This is a genomic window from Levilactobacillus acidifarinae DSM 19394 = JCM 15949, assembly GCF_001434835.1.
In the GTDB taxonomy this organism is placed as follows: domain Bacteria; phylum Bacillota; class Bacilli; order Lactobacillales; family Lactobacillaceae; genus Levilactobacillus; species Levilactobacillus acidifarinae.
Map to the genome: position 1 here is coordinate 55,406 of NZ_AZDV01000003.1, position 18,405 is coordinate 73,810.

The 18,405-nt window shown below is 52.0% G+C and carries 16 protein-coding genes; 6 read left to right on the forward strand and 10 right to left on the reverse strand.

Translation table 11 applies throughout. The features are described from left to right. The first annotated feature begins 260 nt into the window (after positions 1-260). Positions 261-719, forward strand: coding sequence for an OsmC family protein (locus FD25_RS00920; protein ID WP_057800719.1), 459 nt, complete (start codon positions 261-263; stop codon positions 717-719). 44 nt (positions 720-763) lie between these two features. Here FD25_RS00920 and FD25_RS14205 read toward each other — a convergent pair whose 3' ends face one another. Both FD25_RS14205 and FD25_RS00925 read right to left on the reverse strand, forming a co-directional pair. After that, entirely contained in the window at positions 764-937 is a 174-nt protein-coding gene (locus tag FD25_RS14205; RefSeq protein WP_164480493.1) for a hypothetical protein, read from the reverse strand. A gap of 28 nt (positions 938-965) precedes the next feature. Continuing rightward, the gene (locus tag FD25_RS00925; protein ID WP_057800720.1) at positions 966-1,418 is read right to left on the reverse strand and encodes a MarR family winged helix-turn-helix transcriptional regulator; all 453 of its coding nucleotides are present in this window, start codon (positions 1,416-1,418) and stop codon (positions 966-968) included. A 230-nt stretch (positions 1,419-1,648) separates the two neighbouring features. Here FD25_RS00925 and FD25_RS00930 point away from each other — a divergent pair, with 230 nt between their 5' ends. The 4 genes from FD25_RS00930 (at position 1,649) to ppx (ending at position 7,201) form a co-directional block, all read left to right on the forward strand. Next, positions 1,649-2,470, forward strand: a complete 822-nt coding sequence (locus FD25_RS00930) for a LicD family protein (protein WP_057800721.1) — start codon at positions 1,649-1,651, stop codon at positions 2,468-2,470. Between the two features lie 110 nt (positions 2,471-2,580). Continuing rightward, positions 2,581-4,113 carry an acetate and sugar kinases/Hsc70/actin family protein gene (locus FD25_RS00935; RefSeq protein WP_057800722.1) on the forward strand — a complete coding sequence of 511 codons (1,533 nt, stop codon included), beginning with the start codon at positions 2,581-2,583 and terminating at the stop codon, positions 4,111-4,113. Then, positions 4,110-6,278, forward strand: a complete 2,169-nt coding sequence (locus FD25_RS00940) for an RNA degradosome polyphosphate kinase (protein WP_057800723.1) — start codon at positions 4,110-4,112, stop codon at positions 6,276-6,278. Before FD25_RS00935 ends, FD25_RS00940 begins: the two co-directional genes overlap by 4 nt. Then, a complete protein-coding gene (gene ppx / locus FD25_RS00945; protein WP_057800724.1) occupies positions 6,275-7,201 on the forward strand; it encodes an exopolyphosphatase in 927 nt (308 codons plus the stop codon). The genes FD25_RS00940 and ppx overlap by 4 nt, the downstream gene beginning before the upstream one ends. Positions 7,202-7,325: 124 nt before the next feature. Here ppx and FD25_RS00950 read toward each other — a convergent pair whose 3' ends face one another. Both FD25_RS00950 and FD25_RS00955 read right to left on the reverse strand, forming a co-directional pair. Next, complete coding sequence (locus FD25_RS00950) at positions 7,326-7,886, reverse strand: sugar O-acetyltransferase (RefSeq protein WP_057800725.1); 561 nt, start codon at positions 7,884-7,886, stop codon at positions 7,326-7,328. Between the two features lie 55 nt (positions 7,887-7,941). Next, entirely contained in the window at positions 7,942-8,553 is a 612-nt protein-coding gene (locus FD25_RS00955) for an FMN-dependent NADH-azoreductase (protein ID WP_057800726.1), read from the reverse strand. 62 nt (positions 8,554-8,615) lie between these two features. Here FD25_RS00955 and FD25_RS00960 point away from each other — a divergent pair, with 62 nt between their 5' ends. Further along, complete coding sequence (locus FD25_RS00960) at positions 8,616-9,971, forward strand: aminotransferase-like domain-containing protein (protein WP_057800727.1); 1,356 nt, start codon at positions 8,616-8,618, stop codon at positions 9,969-9,971. A gap of 115 nt (positions 9,972-10,086) precedes the next feature. Here FD25_RS00960 and FD25_RS00965 read toward each other — a convergent pair whose 3' ends face one another. The 6 genes from FD25_RS00965 to FD25_RS00985 all read right to left on the reverse strand — a co-directional run bounded on the left by FD25_RS00965 (position 10,087) and on the right by FD25_RS00985 (position 18,109). Continuing rightward, on the reverse strand, positions 10,087-10,395 hold the full coding sequence (locus tag FD25_RS00965; protein WP_057800728.1) for a hypothetical protein: 309 nt from the start codon (positions 10,393-10,395) through the stop codon (positions 10,087-10,089). Positions 10,396-10,774: 379 nt separating this feature from the next. Further along, on the reverse strand, positions 10,775-11,860 hold the full coding sequence (locus FD25_RS00970) for an ABC transporter ATP-binding protein (RefSeq protein ID WP_057800729.1): 1,086 nt from the start codon (positions 11,858-11,860) through the stop codon (positions 10,775-10,777). Between the two features lie 206 nt (positions 11,861-12,066). Beyond that, entirely contained in the window at positions 12,067-13,497 is a 1,431-nt protein-coding gene (locus tag FD25_RS00975) for a glycoside hydrolase family 73 protein (protein WP_057800730.1), read from the reverse strand. Positions 13,498-13,593: 96 nt separating this feature from the next. Then, entirely contained in the window at positions 13,594-14,298 is a 705-nt protein-coding gene (locus FD25_RS00980) for a glucosamine-6-phosphate deaminase (protein ID WP_057800928.1), read from the reverse strand. A gap of 198 nt (positions 14,299-14,496) precedes the next feature. Beyond that, on the reverse strand, positions 14,497-14,619 hold the full coding sequence (locus FD25_RS14380) for a hypothetical protein (protein WP_087741706.1): 123 nt from the start codon (positions 14,617-14,619) through the stop codon (positions 14,497-14,499). A gap of 166 nt (positions 14,620-14,785) precedes the next feature. Next, entirely contained in the window at positions 14,786-18,109 is a 3,324-nt protein-coding gene (locus tag FD25_RS00985) for an SEC10/PgrA surface exclusion domain-containing protein (RefSeq protein WP_162256255.1), read from the reverse strand. Positions 18,110-18,405: the final 296 nt, after the last annotated feature.

An 18,405-nucleotide genomic window follows, 5' to 3' on the forward strand; every position in this document is an offset into this window, starting at 1 on the left:
ACGGCTTGCTGCTCCGGGCTTAATTTCCGGTATTTCGGTTAACTAACTATCAAATTAATTGTGATTTTTACTAATTGGTCTAGTAATAATGCGCAACCGGTTGTCATTCAATTCGGCGGCCGATAGTTCACACTATTTGTCAGCTAGAATCATTAATGGTTTAGCTTAGTAAAGGCTCGATCATTTTTAACGTTAATCAATTGTGTTTTAATTCTAACCGGCGTAGGCTAAGAGTAGACTATGAAAGGGGTTACTTCACCATGTCCATCGATCGTGAGAAATTCCCACCCTTATACCGTACCGTTGCCATTAATGACGACGGGTTGAACAGTCACTCCTACGTTCCCGGGGGGCTCGACGTGGTGACCAGTTCGCCCTTGTCTGAGACCCCGGGGGCGAACCCCGAGCAGTTCTTGGGGCTGGCTTTGAGTACCTGCCTCAACGCGACGCTCGAGGCCATCGAAAAGATGCGCCATTTACCGCACACCTCGCAGGTCCACACCATCGTCGAATACGCGCGAGACACCAAGGGGTTTCAATTCTACGTGACCGCGCAAATTCGCATTCCGGACGTTGACCGGCAAACGGCCATCGCCATGGCCGACTTAGCGGAGCGGCGTTGTCCCGTCGCCAAGCTCCTGGGCGGCAGTCCTAACGTGACCGTGGCACTGGTCGATCAATTCAGCGACGTCGAACCGGTAACCGTCAAGGCCAAGTAAAAAAGGGCCACGCCCAGCCGCTAAGCTGCGTGTGGTCCTTTTCATTAACGATGTGACAGATGACCCTTCAGCCGTTGCCACCATGACTTTGACTGTGCTTCGCCGTATACGTACGACTTGGGGTGGCGTCCCGGACGCTTATCCTCGTGGTCGTCATCCATGAAGACAATCTTGCGCCAGCGCTTGGCTTCTTCGTTACTCATGCGCTTTTTGCTCATTGACTTCAATCTCCTTTTGATTTCAAGGTTAATTATCTCGATTTTTTAGGCGGGTCACCTGGCTGAAGTTCCGAATAAAGTTCAGAAGTTCCTGGGCCTGGTCTTCGCCGTACATATCCAACCACCCCTGAAACCGGTGATCAATCCGTTGGCGGATTAACCGTTCGGCTTGTTCACCAGCCGGGGTGGCCAATAAATACAATCGGCGACGATCATTTTCGTCGGGTTGCTGGCGTAAATAGCCTTGCCGCAACAACACCCGAATCTGGCGCGAAATCGCACTGCGGGTCACCTGCCGTTGGCTGGCAATATCCATCAACGTCACATTTTTGTGCCGGGTGATTTCGCGCAAAATCAAATACTGTTCAAACGACAAATGAAACGCCTTGGCTGGCTCCGAAATAAATTCATCCAGATACTTTAACGAACTCATGTACACGTCGATGAAGGCGTCTAATAAGGGTTGTTCTTGTTCAGCCATGAATCCCCACCTACAATTCTCAAAATACGATTTTTATCTTAGCATTTACATTCCGCAAATACCAGTTTTTTTCGTGCGCGACCGGCAATAGCCTGAACTAAGTTATGGTAGAATAGAGAAATGTTTTAGGGCTTAGAAAGGAGGCCGTCGCGTACCCATTTTACCACCGGTGCCCTCAAAAATTTATTCAGAAAACTCGCGCCATTTCACGGGGCAGAAAGGATTTTTAGATGTCCGCTTTAATCAATCGAATTCACCACGTTGAGCTGGGGAACTTAGCCCAATTCACGCAACTCTGTGCGCAATTAGACCTGCCCTACCTGTTATTAGGTGGCTCGTTATTGGGGGCCATTCGTCATCGGGGGTTCATCCCCTGGGACGACGACGTGGACGTTGGGCTACTACGGGCCGACTACGACCGGCTTTTAGCCGCCGCTCCTGACCTGTTAGCCGACTCCCACTATTTTCTCCAAACACCCAACAGCGATCCGAACTACGCGCTAAGCTACGCCAAGTTACTTGACCGCAATACTTATATTGAAGAGAAGAACAACGTCAACAACGCCCGTAAAGGGGTGTTCATCGACATCTTTCCGCTCGACCGGATTTCCGACGAGCCCGCCCAGCAACGCGAACAGTTAGCTAAATTCCAGTGGTACAATACCCGAATTTTGCTCCAACTGCGGTATCATTTAGTTAATAACCCGTTGATGAAATTGCAAAGTCCCTTGGACGCCGATCAATTGGCCGATGTGCAGGCCTTAAAGGACGCGCGCGAGACGGTCATGACCCAATACCAGGCCCGCGCCGACCTCACGCAGGTAAAAAATCTGGCTTCCCAGTACGCCTATGATAAGGAAGTCTTCACCGTTAAGCAGGTCAGCGACCTAACGACCGTTCCCTTTGAGACACTATCCGTTCAAGTTCCGCAAGACTATGCGACAATTTTAACCACCATGTACGGGGATTATCAGGCCCTACCACCGAAAACGCAACGAACGGAAAAACATCTCGAGCGCCTAATTATGGATAATCAGGTGTTCACGGAGTAAGGGAGACCGTTGCTGAATTCGGAAGCGTTCGCACCATCAAAATTGTTTTTCAGAACAATTTCTCGTTTCAACACCATTACCTTAAATTTATCAAGAAAGTAGATGAGCATATGGCTGATAATTATTTTGGCGCCATTCTGGTCAACGTGACTAGCATGGAACTTTCAATTGTCAATCTCAAAACCGGTCAACAAGCCGAACACGTTCAATCGACCGTCGCCATCGGGGAAAATATTTACAACCATGTCGATATCGACTTACAGACCGTCGTAGACGCTGCTGAAGCGCTCCGCGGATTTCTCCAAATTTTTAAAGACTACGGCGTCACCCACTATAAGGCCTGGGGCTCCCAAGCCCTTTCCAGTGCCCCTAACGCTGACTTCATTCGGGACCAACTCTACGTGCGGACCGGCCTGCGGTTACACTGGCTATCGTTGAGCGAAGAATCCTTCGTCCGCAACGAAGCCGTCGCCATTCATTTCGCCGACTACCAACGGTTGACCGAGAAGCACGCAGCCATCATCGGCCTGAATTCCGGCAGTACCACCTTCTCGTTTTTCAATCACCACGAATTACAAGCCTCACCGAACATGAAACTGGGTCCCACGCGGGCCAAGGAAGTCTTGCAAAATCTGCGAACCACCGCACCGAATCCCGTAGCCGTATTAGACGACTATATCAACAGCAAGGTCGACGACTTCTACCGGTTTATTCCGGAAGACCTGCAGCAAGCCACCAATCAGGTGATCTTGATTGGCGCTACCCCGCTGAACGGGTTCTTCATTCCTAAGGGACAAAATAGCTACACCCTCTCACTCGAACGGTTCCAACAGTTCGCCCACGAAGTCACCGCCGCCTCAGACCAATACTTAATGGAACATTTACAGGTCAGCGAAGAAGCCATCGGGTTGGTCTTACCCGAAGTTCGTCTGATTCAAAAATTATTGGCCGTGGTCCACGCTGAGCAGGTCCACCTAGTGAACTTAAACGTCTTAGACGGACTGACCACCAACCGGGCCATCGCGGAAGGCTACTACCGCAAGCAGGACTTTAACAAGCAGATCCTGGGCGCGGCTTACGCGGTCGCCCAACGATACCGGGTCGAACCACACCACATGGCGTTGGTTGAAAAGTTTGCGTTACACCTCTTCGACCAATTGAAGCCCCTCCACCACTTAAAGGCGCGGGACCGGTTACTGCTACACATCGCGGCCATCGTCCACGACAGCGGCGGCTTCATCGATACCCATCAGCACTACCTGCATTCGGACTACGTGCTGCAACAGTCCGAAATTTTGGGGTTATCCGCCGAAGAAACCCAGATTATCGCCGCGGTCTCGCGTTACCATAGCGCCCGTACGCCCGGTGGTGAACTGGACCGGTTCCGGCAGCTCGGATCGTCCAAACGTCTGGCCATCGCCAAGCTAGCGGCCATTTTACGGTTAGCCGACGCCCTAGACGACGCCCACCAACAGACCGTCGAACGAATTTCCGTTTCCGTCCGGCCGACTCAGGTCATCATCACCGCCTTTAGCGATGACGACCTAGAACTGGTTCACTGGGCTTTCACGCGCAAGGCTGAATTTTTCACGGACGTCTTCGGGTTACAGCCCGTGTTTAAACAGAGGAGGGTGCACAAATGACATCAGAATTTCAGAAAACTAAATACTACACTAACCGAGAATTAAGTTGGTTAGACTTTAACGCGCGGGTGCTTGACGAGGCGCGCGACAAGACCAACCCTTTATTGGAACGGGTTCGATTTTTAGGCATCACCCAGAGCAACGTCGATGAATTCTTCATGGTCCGCGTCGCCTCACTGGCGAAACTCGCCGCCGTCAATTATCCCAAGGCCGACGCCTCGGGGATGACCGCCGAAGACCAACTCCTCGCGGTCAACGCGAAGGCCCACGACCAAGTCATCAAACAATACTCCACCCTGACGCGGATGCTCCTGCCACTACTGGCCAACCTGAACGTCCATCTCAAGACGCCCCAGGACCTGACCACCGACCAACAACGGTTTATCGAACACTACTTTAACAACGAAATTTCGCCCGCGTTGACCCCCATGGCGGTCGACAGTTCACGGCCGTTTCCGTTTATCGGCAATAACACGTTAAACATCGCCCTGCGTCTCCATAAGGCTGGCGACAAACACGACAAGCGTTTTGCCACAGTGCAAGTGCCCGATATCTTCCCCCGGACCGTCCGGTTACCGGGTGCTCAGAATGACTTCATCCTGTTGGAAGACATCATCAAAACCTTCATCGGCGACCTCTTCTTGGGTTACAAAGTTCAAGAAGCCGCTAATTACCGGGTCATCCGCGACATGGACCTCGACGTCGCCGAAGAAGACACCTCCGACCTATTGAAGGAAGTCAAACACCAACTCAAGCAACGGGAACACGGGAGCGCCGTGCGGTTAGAAGTCGAATCTGGCATCTCCCCGGCCCTTCAGAAACGCCTAGCTAGTTCCATCAAGGTGCCAGCTTACGCCATTTACAGCATCGGCGGCCCCATCGACCTGACCTTCTTAGGCAAATGGACCAAGCAGATGACGGACCTCGACCACGAACGGTACCCGAAGTTCACCGCAGCACAGACGGCGGGGATGGGTGCCGAAGACGACCTGTTCGCCACGATTCGCGACCACGACGTCTTCGTCCAACACCCCTATGATTCCTTTGACGCCGTGACGAACCTGATCAAGCAAGCCGCTAGCGACGACGAGGTCTTGGCTATTAAGATGACCCTCTACCGGGTCTCCGCCAACTCCCCGATCATCAAATCACTAGGGACCGCCGCCCAAAACGGCAAACAGGTCACCGTCTTGGTCGAAGTCAAGGCGCGGTTCGACGAAGAAAACAACGTCCATTGGGCCCAACAACTCGAAAAGATGGGCTGTCACGTCATCTACGGGTTAATCGGGCTAAAGACGCATTGTAAATTGGCCTTGATCGTTCGGCGTGAAGAGGACGGCATTCGCCGCTACATGCACATGGGAACCGGGAACTACAACGACGTCACCGCCCACTTCTACACCGATATGGGTCTGTTCACCACCAATACGGACATGGGAATCGACGCCTCCAACATTTTCAACATGTTGTCGGGCTACTCCGAACCACCGTATTTCCACCAACTCCACATGTCACCGGACGGCATCCGCGAATTTCTGGTCAGCCGCATCAACGAAGAAATCAACAACGCCCGGCTCGGCCAACCCGCCTGGATCAAGATGAAGATGAACTCGCTGTCCGACTCGGCCATGATTGCCAAGCTCTACGAAGCCTCGCACGCCGGCGTTCACGTTCAACTGATTGTTCGGGGCATTTGCTGCTTAAACGTCGGCATCCCCGACATCAGTGATCACATCGAAGTGCACTCGATTGTGGGTCGTTTCCTGGAACACAGTCGGATCTACGCCTTCGCTAACGGCGGCGACGAACAGGTTTACCTGTCCAGTGCCGACTTAATGACCCGAAACCTGAATCGGCGGGTCGAACTGCTCTTCCCGATTCTGCACGCCAACCTTCGCCACCGGATCTTTGATATTTTCCGGACCATGTGGGATGATAACGTTAAAACGCGGGTGTTGCAGGCCGACCGTGGGTTTACCAGAGTCGACCGGCGGGGGTTGGAGCCCCTGGACGCCCAAACTGCGTTTATGCAAGCGGCTGAAGCTAAGACTAAGCAACTCCCCCAAGATACGGATCAGCCCGTGGGCGCTCCCCGGCAATTCCGGCCCATGCTTAGCCCTAAGAATCAGACGAAATCCCCTATGGATCGGAGTCCTCAACAATGAAAAACCTCGTCGTCATCGACCTGGGATCCAACTCAGTACGCATGACCATCACCGAAGTCGACGGTCATGGCAATTATCAAACGGTCAACCAAATCAAACGTTACGTGCGTCTTTCGGCTAACATGGGGCCAGAGAAGGTTCTCCAGCCCGACGCCATCGAGCGGACCCTGGCCGCTCTCAGCGACTTCAAAGACGTTTACAGTCAATTGGAGCAGCCCGACATTCACGCCGTCGCCACGGCGGCCGTGCGTCAAGCGTCTAACCAAAAGGCATTCTTGAAACAGGTCAAAGAAAAACTCGGCCTGACGCTCAAGGTCATCTCCGGCGCCACGGAAGCCCGTTACGACTACCTGGGGGTCATCAACACCCTGCCGATGGTCAACGGCTTGATCGTCGATACCGGGGGTGGCTCGTCCGAGTTGATTCTAGTACAAAATCAACAACTTAAACACGTGGTGTCGATTCCGTTGGGGTCGGTGACCCTATCGCAAAGTTACCTTGAGGCCGACGTGGTCCAAGCCGCTTCGCTGTTTAAGGCCATGACCTTCGTCAACAACGTCTTCAACGACGTTTGGTGGTTACGTGAGGCGACCAGCCTACCGATCATCGGCCTAGGGGGCGCCAACCGGACGCTGGCCAAGATCAACCGGCGCAAGAAGAACTTCTTAAACGCCGAGGACGTCCACGGTTACAAGCTGACCGACGAAGACGTCTATGAGACCCTGACCCAACTACTGGGCTTAGACCTAGAAGGCCGCAAAAAGGTTCCCGGGCTTTCCAAGGAACGGGCCGACATCATTGTGGGGGGGCTGATTCCAGTCACCCTGTTGATGCGGTTATTGGATTCACAACAGATCACCTTCTCCAACGCCGGTTTACGGGACGGTATTTTATTCGAATACCTTAACGACTTAAAGGCTTAAACGCCACCAAGTCCACCGACCGGGTCTTGCGGACCGATTAAGGGATAATGAATCACGATTCTAATCGCGATATAAAATAAAGGAACTTCACGAGTTTTTCGCGGAGTTCCTTTATTTTAGGACCCTATTTTTCAGCTAACGGCCGAATCACCTTGGCCGGCACCCCGCCAATTAAGACGTTATCCGGGACATCGTGAGTCACCACCGCCCCCGAAGCAATCACCACGTTATTCCCGATGGTGACCCCAGGGTTAATCGTCACCTTGCCCCCAATCCAGACGTCGTGGCCAATGGTCACCGGCTGAGCCTTAGCCAAATACCCCCGTCGTCCAGGCACCGTCAACGGGTGATTGACCGTGTAGATATCGACGTTAGGTCCCACCATCACGTGAGCGCCGATATTGACCGGCGCAATGTCCAGGATGGTCAGGTTATAGTTACTCAAGAAGTCCTCGCCAACGTGAATATTCTTGCCATAATCACAATTAAACGTGGCCTGGACCGAGACGCGTTGCCCGGTAGACCCGAAAATCTCCCGGATCTTAGCCGTTTGCCGGTCCGGTTCCGTTGCCGGAATCGCGTTAAATTCCTGGCAAAGTTTCGCCGCTCGGGCCTTGCGTTGCGCTACTGCGGGGTCCCTAAAATCGTACCAATCGCCCGCCGCTAGCTTTTCTAGTTCCGTCATTGTCGCTCACCTCTACCACCAGCCTACAACTTAGAGTGGCCTCGAAGTCAAGACCTTAATCGGCCGGGGTCAACACCTTAGTCAGGTAGGCGCTTAGTTGATGTTTGGCGGCCTCGACGATGGCGGGCTTGTTGCTGTTAGCCAGGTCTAACCCCTGCGCACGAATCACTTCCATGGTCGTGATACCCATCAGATTCATGATGGTCCGCAAGTAATACGGCGCGATGTCGGCGGTCACGTACCGGAAATCGTGAGCGTAGTCGCTCCCGCTAGACTGAACGTAGACCACCTTGTGTTGGTTACTCAACAGCCCCACCGAACCATCGGCCGTGTACTTAAAGGTCTCACCGGCAATAAAAACGTTATCGAGATAGTCTTTGAGCTTGCTGACCACGTTAAAGTTATGCAGCGGCATCAAAATCACCGTTAAATCGGCGGCCTTCCATTGATCAATCAGGTGGCGTTGCGCCGACGACATCTCCGTTGCCGCCAACGTTTCGGCCGTGATGCGCGGAATCTGGGTAGCCGGATCGTACAAGGTCAACGTTTCAACCTCAGCATGAGGGGCCTGTTGGACGATGGTCGCTTGAGCCGTGGCGGTTAACTGGTTAATCGTTCGTTGGGGATTTTGGTAATCGGGATGAGCATTGATTAATAAGATTTTCATGGCTAAAAAGTCCTTTCTTTGCGCTAAACTAGATTTAATGACTTTTACAAGGAGGTCTGGGCATGTTAACTCTGAACCGACAGAGTCACGAACAGCTCTATCATCAACTCTACCGCCAGCTGCGCGCCGAGATTGAGACCGGCGTCCGGCAACCGGGGCAGGTTCTTGCCAGCACCCGGTTTCTGGCCCAGCAACTACGCGTCAGCCGCAACACGGTCGACCACGCCTACCAGGATCTGGTCGCGGAAGGTTACGTCATCAGTAAACCCGGGGCCGGCTACCACGTCACCCAGCAATTGCCCTACCTCACGGACATGAATGCCCTGGCCCAACCGGCGACCACCGAAAAGTTTCGTTACGACTTCACGGAAAGCTACGACCATCTCCGCCTATTTCCCAAGCAGGCTTGGCGCAACGCCGAACAGGCCATGATGTTTACCGGTCTGCCCCACATTCAACCGGCCAACGGGGACTTACAGTACCGCCGCCAATTGGTGGCCATGTTGGCCCGGGTCAAGGGCATTCACGCCACCCCGGAGCAGTTGGTGGTTACCAGCGGTTTCAACGAGGCGGCCGGCATCATCGCCAACTTGCTCCCAGAATTGACCACGGATTGCCTCGGGGTGGCCAATCCCACGGCGCCCAACGCTCGTCACGTTTGGCCACGCTTAGACGTTCCCACGGTCCCCTTCACCCCGGAAACGGCCCCCACGACCTGGCCCGCGGCGTTGGGATACCTCCTGACGCCCACGCACAACTTTCCTACCAGTTACGGTTTCACGATTGCCGAGCGCCAACGGTTGGCCGCCTGGGCCCGTGCGCAAGAACGCTACCTTATTGAACTCGATACCGACGGCACGTTGGACTACAGTGGCACCCCCGCACCGGCACTAGCTCACGACTATCCCGAGCGCACGTTTTATTACGGCAACTACGACGACACGCTGGGTTCGGCGCTGTGTCTGGGATTTCTGGTGATTCCCGCGAACTTGGTCCCAATCTATCAGGCTAAGTATAGTAAGCTGCCCAACCGTAATTCTCAATGGCAACAACAAATCGTCAGCCATTTGATCGCTAACGACGCGTTAGAGCGCTTTATGCGCCAGCTCACGCTAGTCTACGCTAACCGCCGTCAAATCCTCCTGGGTACCCTAAAAACGGCCTTTGGGGCCGCGTTAGTGCCGCTGGGCGCCCCCGCTGGAACGGTCGTGACCTTACGCCTGACCACCGGGGAACGGGCGAGTGACGTCATCGCCACGGCGGCTCAAGCCGGGGTCGGCCTGGTCGACCCCGACCGTTGCTGGGTCGACCGTCGCGAAGACTATCAGAGTCTCATCTTAAGCTTTCGTCAGGTCGACGACGCCCAGATCATCGCGGGCATTCACGCCTGGCAAAGCGTTTGGCAGCCCCGCGCTTAACAAGGTCTAGTCTACGAGCTTATCGGGACGGTCCCAAGAGCCAATCCCGAAAAAAACAGGGGACCAGTTAACGTGAAAGGGGACCGCGAAAAATTCGCAGTCCCCTTCTTTGGGTTTAACCGATATGGTTTTCGTGTAAAATCGCGTCGATTTCCTTTTGAATCTCGGCCGGTTTAGCCCATTCCTGAAACTCGGTAAAGTCCTCGGCGGGCATCTCGTAGTTCTCGTTAACGTAGTCTTCGTAGGCCTGCACGTGGGGCGTGTGGGCAATGTTCAGCTGCAGAATGCGGACCTGCTTGATCAACCCGCGTTCGGCCGCTAATTCCGCGCGCCCGTTTTGGACCATGTCACTAATTTCCATGTATTTCGACCCGTCTAGCCGGGTGATTTCTTCGATTAAGGTAAAGGTTTCATGACTTTTCATTAAAAAACTCCCTCCTCACAATACGTCCATTATACCGGGTTTTAGGCCAAACAAAAACCACTACCAGGGAATGGTAGTGGTCGGCATAAGAGAGAAAGAGAATTGATTAGAAGGTAATTATTAATACCTTACAGTTAATAATATACTTGTTTCTGTAAGCGCTGTCAACACTTTTCCAATAAAAAGTTAAGCGGTTTCTTCTTTTCGATTAAAAAAGCCGGAAAGACAAGCTTTCCGGCCACCATTTAGTCTGCACCAAATGAGAGATAAATCCTTGATCGGATTCATTGGGCAACCCGATTAAGGGGGTAAATAAATGGTAAGTTAAAGATACCACTAAAAATGATAGAAATCTATCTATTTTTTAATGTTTTTTTAATTATTTGACGGTATTTGTGGCGTTAGCGTCGTGAAGAACCGTTTCAGGGTGCACTAGATTCGACGGATGCTGGATCACGTCGCCCACGGTGTGACCCGACACGTTAACTAAGCAGACCAGGACGAACAAGATACCGACCGCCGTGGTCAGAATCCGGTTGCCCACGCTCATTTTTTCGCTGATGACGGACCCATAAAAGTCTTTCTTGACCTCGGCCGCCACGTTAGAGTTATCCGGTTCGGTCTTTTGACGTTCATCTGTCACTTCCTTCTGGTAGGCGTCAATATCGAAGGCCTTCTGGTTAGCCTTCATCTGGCGTTGGAAGTGCTTCTTTTCCTTTTTGGTCTGAGCCTTGAACCACTTAGTAAAGCCCCGGTAATCTTTGACCACGGAAGCCGTGTCGCCAATTTCCTTTAACGTGCCGTAGTGGATCCAGGCGACCCGGTCACACAGAATTTCAATTTGCTTCAAAGAGTGACTGACGAAGATAATCGTCTTGCCTTCATCCTTGAATTCCGCAATCTTGTCCACACACTTCTGGTAGAAGGTGTCATCCCCAACGGACAATGCCTCATCGATGATCAGAATGTCGGGATTAACGTGCACGGCGATGGAAAAGCCTAACCGTGACTTCATCCCGGAAGAGTAGCTCTTGACCGGTTGGTATAAGAAATCACCAATGTCGGCAAAGGACACGATGTCGTCCATCAACGCATCGATCTCGGGATTGGTCAGGCCTTGCATCAAGGCCTTCAAGCGAATATTTTCGAGTCCGGTCAAGTTCCCCCGCAAGCCGGCCCCGATGGCGATGATCGAGGTATCCCCCCGAACGTCAACGACCCCGGTGGTTTGCGGAATGATTCCAGAAATGATGTTGGACAAGGTGGACTTTCCAGACCCGTTGACCCCAATCAATCCCAGCGTTTCCCCCGGCTTAATCTCTAAGGAGATGCCCATTAATGACCAAAAATGTGGCACCTTGCTGTTCCGTAACGAGAAAAACGACCGTAATTTTTCGGACTGACTCTTGTACAAGTCGTATTCCTTGGTCACGTTTTGGACCTTAATTTTATATGCATTATCCATGAATTAAACTTCCTAACTCAATTATTAGCGTGTGCTGCGGTGACCCACTGGCCCGCCGCTTAATCTGTAGTATTATACCAGAAAACGTCCCCCAACGGGAAGCCTCCCCGTCGAGCTTAGACATTTCTTTAGCCGCGGTAACTTAACTCCCCCATTATACTAAAAACCCACGACAAAACAACTCGTCGTGGGTTAAACCTATTGGGTTACTTTAGGGCCCGGGCGTCCACCCAGTAGTTGGTCTGACTACCACTGAACTGGATACGATACCAGGTTGTTTTATAAGCCGGTTTGGTCCCAATCTGATTAAAGGTTACCTTAGTACCGGCCTTAGCCTGGCTGGGCCACTTTAATTCCTTTTGATTAAAATGAGTCTTCTTGACGTGATTATACGCGTGATACTTGGTATAGCTCTTGCTCAGCGTCTTGGTCCCACTGGCCTTAGTGTAGGTCACGTAATCGTATTGCAGGGTTGCCGCCGTATGGTCCGCAGCCACCCAATACTTCGCTTTGTCGACCCCAATCCGGTACCAGGTACTCTTAACCCCATCTTGGGTCTTCACCGCCTGTTGGTCGGCCGCATACGTCTTGGCCGTTAATTGGCCTAACGTCCCTTGTGCCTTCGCCAGGTACGGTGAGTTAAAGACGTGATTATAGTAGTCCCCACTGGTGGTACTCAGCTTAACGTTGGCCTTTCCCTTCGTATATTTTACGGTCGGTAAAGTTAACGCTGACCCGTAAACCCAGTACTTTTTCGCCGTCTTAGCTGGGGAAAAAGTGACCCGGTACCAAGTCGTCTTCTTGCCGGTTGTGGGATCCTTCTTAACGCCGCGCATATTCAAGTAAACCAACTGACCAGTCCCCACTTTAAGCTTACTCCAGGCGGTCTTAGTGACCTTCTCCCGGGTTCCCTTGATGTGGTTGTAGGCTCGATAGCCCGTGTACTTTTCGCTGAGCCGCGCAGTTTGTGTCCCGCTGGCGCCATAATACTTGGCCGTAGCGTAGGTCACAGTTGGTTCAACGGTAGCGGCACTACTACTGCTGCTAGCCGCGCTAGACGACGAACTGGTCGTCGTGCTGGCCTTCTTATCTAAGCTTTCCAGATCGTACTGCTGAATCAGGGAAATCAACGAGGCCCCGTACTGCGGGGAGGTGGCATAGGTTCCCGTTAGGGCATTCGCCGCAGCCGCATAGGTAGCCGCATTTTCCCGCCAAGTCCCACTGTAATAGGTCGGATTAGCACTCAACCCGTTACGCAAGAGCTTGGCGTTATCGGTCATTGACGCCTTAGCACTGGGATACTTCCGAAAATTAGCCGACGTGGTGTAAAGCTTCCCGTTAGCGTCATATTCGGACGTTTCCATACTGACCGACTGACCGTTATAACTTCCTTTGATTCCAAAGTAGTTGTTCGCTTGCAACGTCAGTTGGCTGGTTCCCCAACCACTTTCGAGCGCCGCTTGCGCCATCATAACGGACGGATAAAGTTTATATTGATTGGCCACCGTTTTCACGGGGCTTTTTAATGTTGAAATAAAGGTTTGCTGGGTCGTCGCCGCATGACTCAACCCAACTGCACTACTGAGGCCCACGCCGACGATTGCGACGGCGAGCAGCCACTGTTTGCTTCCTTTCATGATGTTTCCCCCTTAAAATCGCTTCCAGAACAAGAATACCATAATTCCTGAAACTGGCGACGAAAATTTATCGGAGAAACGACGGAAATTTGCGGTTTATTTTAACTGGCTGGCGGCAGCCTCGTCCAGAATCACGTGAACGTTCGGATGTGTCTGCAAAAAGCTGGCTGGCACGTCTGGGGTAACGGGACCTTGTAACATTGCCGCCACCGCAGCAGCCTTGGCTTCCCCGTAGGCCACAATCAGAATTTCCTTGGCCTGTAAGATAGAACCGATACCCATTGAGTAAGCGTAACGGGGAACCTCATCTTCGTTGTCAAAGAAGCGAGCGTTCGCGTCAATCGTGGATTGCGTTAAGGCAACTTTATGCGTCGTGGAGTGTTCGTCGGTTCCCGGTTCGTTGAACCCAACGTGACCGTTACGCCCTAAACCTAATAATTGTAGATCAATGGGATTAGCCGCAATCAGGTCATCGTAACGTTTAGTTTCGGCTGCCGCATCCGCATTCAACCCATCGGGGACGTAAGAATGGGCAAACGGCTTAGCGTTAAACAAGTATTGTTGCATGAAGTACCGGTAGCTTTGGGGATGATCCGGTCCTAAGCCCACGTATTCGTCCAAGTTCACCGAGGTCAGTTGACTGAAGTCGAGGTCACTAGCGACCAATTGCTGATAGATTGAAATGGGCGTACTCCCGGTAGCTAGGCCCAACACCTTAGCTCCCGCCGTTAAGGCTTGCTGGAAGATCTGGAAACCAGCCTTGCCGCCAGCAGCCTGGTCCTTCACGATTTGAACGTGCATATTCTGTAATTTCATCATCATAATGCATCCAACCTTTCTCTCTTAATGGTATAGCCCAATTATAATCGCTCTAGACCAGTTTTGCAAGTAAACCACTCAATATTCGTATTAGTCACGAAACCATTCAGCCGCTATAAGGCCGTAACACCAGCTAAATCAAAACAAATAAGACGGTGATCCGTGTGAGCGGATCCCGTCTTATTTCCGACGAACGCCTCGTCGGTTAGCATTTAATTCATTTTGCTGTTTCCGGAACTTTTCGAACGTGGCGTCCCGTTGTTTTTGGTTCTTGTGTGAATTTTCGCGTTTCGTATACTTCATGGTCGTCACCCTCTTCTCGCTTGTGTTATGAAAACACTATATAACGAAAAGTTAGGGAACGCAAGATTTTATGCTTAATTGACGGGGTTTCTTACCACCAACAAAGGAACCGTCCTCGAACACGAAGACGGTCCCTAGTTTTTAACGATTTATTGCTCGGTTTCCGTTAGTTACGCTGACGCCGCCATGCCGTTAAACCAAATACTCCCAGTAACAAGCCTAACAAAGATAATCCCGTTGCTGATTGATCGTTGGTTTGGGGTAACGTCGCGTGCTTTCCAGACAGACCTGGTAATACGACCTGTTGCTTGCTCGTTGCGTTATTAGCGGTCATGTTCAAGACGGTCTTACCATGGCCTTGACCGGTGTTCGCCGTCTGAATCACGTTAGCTTGACCAGTTGTATACCGCCCCTGCGCGACCTTAGCAATTTGGTTAGTCGCGTGCTGGCCTGCGACTCGTTTGGACCCACGGGCGCCCGCCGCACCAAGTTTCTTAGACTTTGGCGTGGTCTTAGGGGTCGACTTAGTCTGCTTAGTCCGTTGCCCCGTCTTTGGTGCGGTAACGGCTGGCTCAGTCGGCACCACAGTGGTGGGTTCAACTGGCGTTGTCGGGGTCGTCACCGTGACGTTCGAGGCCGTTGGAACGGTTGGCGTCACTGGCGTCACTGGTGTCACTGGTGTTACCGGTGTTACTGGCGTTACCGGCGTTGTCGTTCCACCCTGATCCCCCGTAGCTGGTTTAGCGGCATCTAGCAAGGCTTGTAAGGCCTTAGCCCGTTCAATCGGTACCTGTGCATCGGCCTGCGTTTGTGCCGCTTGCGCCGTCTTTAAGGCCGTTTGCGCTGCTAAAACCTTTTGGGTTGCCGCGGCTAATTCGGCAGCCGTCGTCGTCGCATTGGCTTTAGCCGCCGCTAATTCGGCTTCGGCGGCCTTCAGTGCCGCTAAAGCATCCTCGTAAGCCTTGGTCGCCGCGGCTAAAGTTTGCGTCTTAGCCGCTAAATCTTGAGCGTCCTGAGCCTGAATTTTTTGATCCGCCGCGAGCTTATCTTGGGCAGTCTTCAAGTCCCGATTAGTCTTGGTTAAAGCCTGTTGCGCTGCCGCAAGGGTCTGCGCGCTAGTCTGATAATCGGCTAACGTCGTCTTCAATTCGGCAAGTTTTGCTGTATCGGCCTTCGTCGTGGCCTGATCTTGGGCTAACTTAGCGGTTAACTGGTCCACCTGATCCGTTGCTGTAGCTAAGGCTTGCGTTGCCGTATCGGCGGCCTGCTGATCGGTGGTAACCTTTGCTTGAGCATCGGTGAGTGCTTGTTGAGCAGTGGCCGCAGCAGCCTGGTCAGTGGCTAAGGCGGTCTTCAAGGCATCAACTTTGGCCTGTTGCGTTGCGATATCATTGATGGCCTTCGTCTGTTGAGCTTGGTCGGTATCGAGTTGAGCTTGTTGGGTCTTCAACTGTGTTGCGAGTTGAGTTGCTTCGGCCGTCACTTGATCGACCTTTTCTTGGGCGCCAGCCAACTTCTGCTCTAACTCGGCCCCGTCATTGATCGTACCTTGGGCCGTGGCTAAGATCCGTTGGGTATTCGCTTCAGCCACACTTAACTTCCGATAATTAGGATCCTGATAATTCTCCGTAACTCCCGGCGTTGGGGTCCCATCTAAAGACATTACATCTTTATTGAACTTAGATGCTGGCAAAATGTACGCGGGTGTATCCGTCACAATTTCAAAGTGGTCCTGCCCCAATTTGTCAAAACTCGTTCCCAAGTAACTTGCCGCCGTTGGCGCGTACTGGCCCGCTAAGGCTAGGGCGTGGCCAAACGAGGAACTTTGATCTTGAAGCATCATATCCCGAATCGTGTTGTAAACAGCTTCCTTTAATTGATCCATGTTGCCGGCGATTTTCCCGGTACTATCCGGTGTAATGGTCAAGTAGCCGTTCCCCAGGCTTTCGTAGTAATTACCGGTTGCATTGAGCCCGTACTTATCCTCACCAGCAACCTTAGTAATCGCCGCAACATCGTGCGCCTTTTCCTTGTTTAGATCCCAATTGTCCTGGCTGTATTGCTTGGCAATATCGTTAGCAAAGTCTACCGCCCCTTGCGTCACGGCCGTTGCTGTATTTCCCAGAGCCGTCCGAATCTGGTTGACCATGTCCGCCGTGAACATCGATAGTTCATTACGTTGTTGGCCGGTTAACTTCGTCAGGTCAGAAAAAGTGAGCTTCTGGTCCACACTATTACCGTGGTAAGTATTTCCGGTAACTGTCTGGGTAAGTGCCGGCGTACCGGCCGTGATGGCTGCGGTGACCGCGGCTTGGTCTGCGGCCAGCTCGGTTGCCGAAACGGTACCCGCTTGATTAGCATTCTTGGCGTTATCTAAAGCGACCTTGTTCATCGCCGTCGCAATGTTGGCCAAGGCTTCCTTATATCCCGTAGGCAAGGTAATCGTGTTCGCCACCGGCGTATTTTTCAAACTATTATACCGGTCAATCTGTGCTTCGTTCACGTCGGCTGCAATTTGCGCAATTTGTTTATCGCTTAAGGCTTGGGTAACTGCCGCCGCCGCGGTCTTAGCTTGTTCCAAAGCCGTTTGCGCGGCAACTAGGTCGGCATTTTTCGTCTTAATCGCGTCTTGGGTGGTGTTAACCGCCGCACTATCCGCGTTCACTGCCTCTCCGGCCGTTTTTTCAGTCGTTTGGGCGTCCTTTAATGCCGCCTGTTGGGTCGTTAAGTTGGTGTTATCCTGAGTGACCTGTCCGTTAGCCTGGTCGACCTTATCTTGAGCCGATTTAACGGAATTCTGATCATCCTTGACCGTTTTGTCCGCAGTTGTTACGGCAGTTTGTGCGGCCGTTTGATTGGCCTTGGCCTGGTCAATCGCTGTTTGGTCGGTCGTTTCAGCTTGCTTATCTTGATCAACCTTAGTGGTGGTTTGGTCAATTTGGTCTTTAGTGGCTTGCACGTTTGCTGGCGTCGCATTCGTTGCCGCATTCGTTGCTTGATTATAAGCATCTTGAGCGGTTTGTTGAGTCTTCGTGGCCGCATCAACGGCAGCTTGATCAGTTGTCACCACACCGTCTTGAGTGACGGCCGTTTTTTCGGCTAGATCCTTAGCCGTTTGTGCCGCTTGTTGGGCTTGACTAGTTTGGGTGACCAGTTTTTGAGCCGCATCCACCTTAGCTTGAGTGGCCGCTTGGATCTGGGCTGCGGTTTGTTGTTGGGTCGTCGCCGTAGCCTGTTGAGTTTGCGCCACCGTTGCCGTTGATTGGGCGGTAGTGGTCGTTTGCCCGGCTTTAGCCGCATTATCCTTTGCCGCAACCACGTTAGGCGCTTTTTCGACCTGTTCAGCTAACGTATCCTGCGTTGCCTTTTCCCCGGTTGGCGTGGTGCTCGTTACGGTTGAAGTGGTATCAGCATGCGCTGCCTGTCCGCTCAATGCTAGCACCCCTGCGACTGTTGCAACCCCTGCTACAATCTGTTTCACTTTTGTCATCTGTTTTTCCTCCCGCATTCTGACACCGAAATTAACCCCACTGATGCTGATAAATGGCAAAGATAACTAACCAAAATAATTAATCTCGGTATGTACTTCATTACAATCATCATTATAGTATTAATTTAGTTACATTTATAGATATTTGTTACATATTTTTTAATATCAATATTTAACGACAATCATCCATTACGCCCTATCCCTAGTATTATCGGGATTTAGTGGGTCATTATATTAATTTTAAATTTATAAACGTTTTTTGGTATAAGGGAATTAAGATTTATAACCAGTACAAA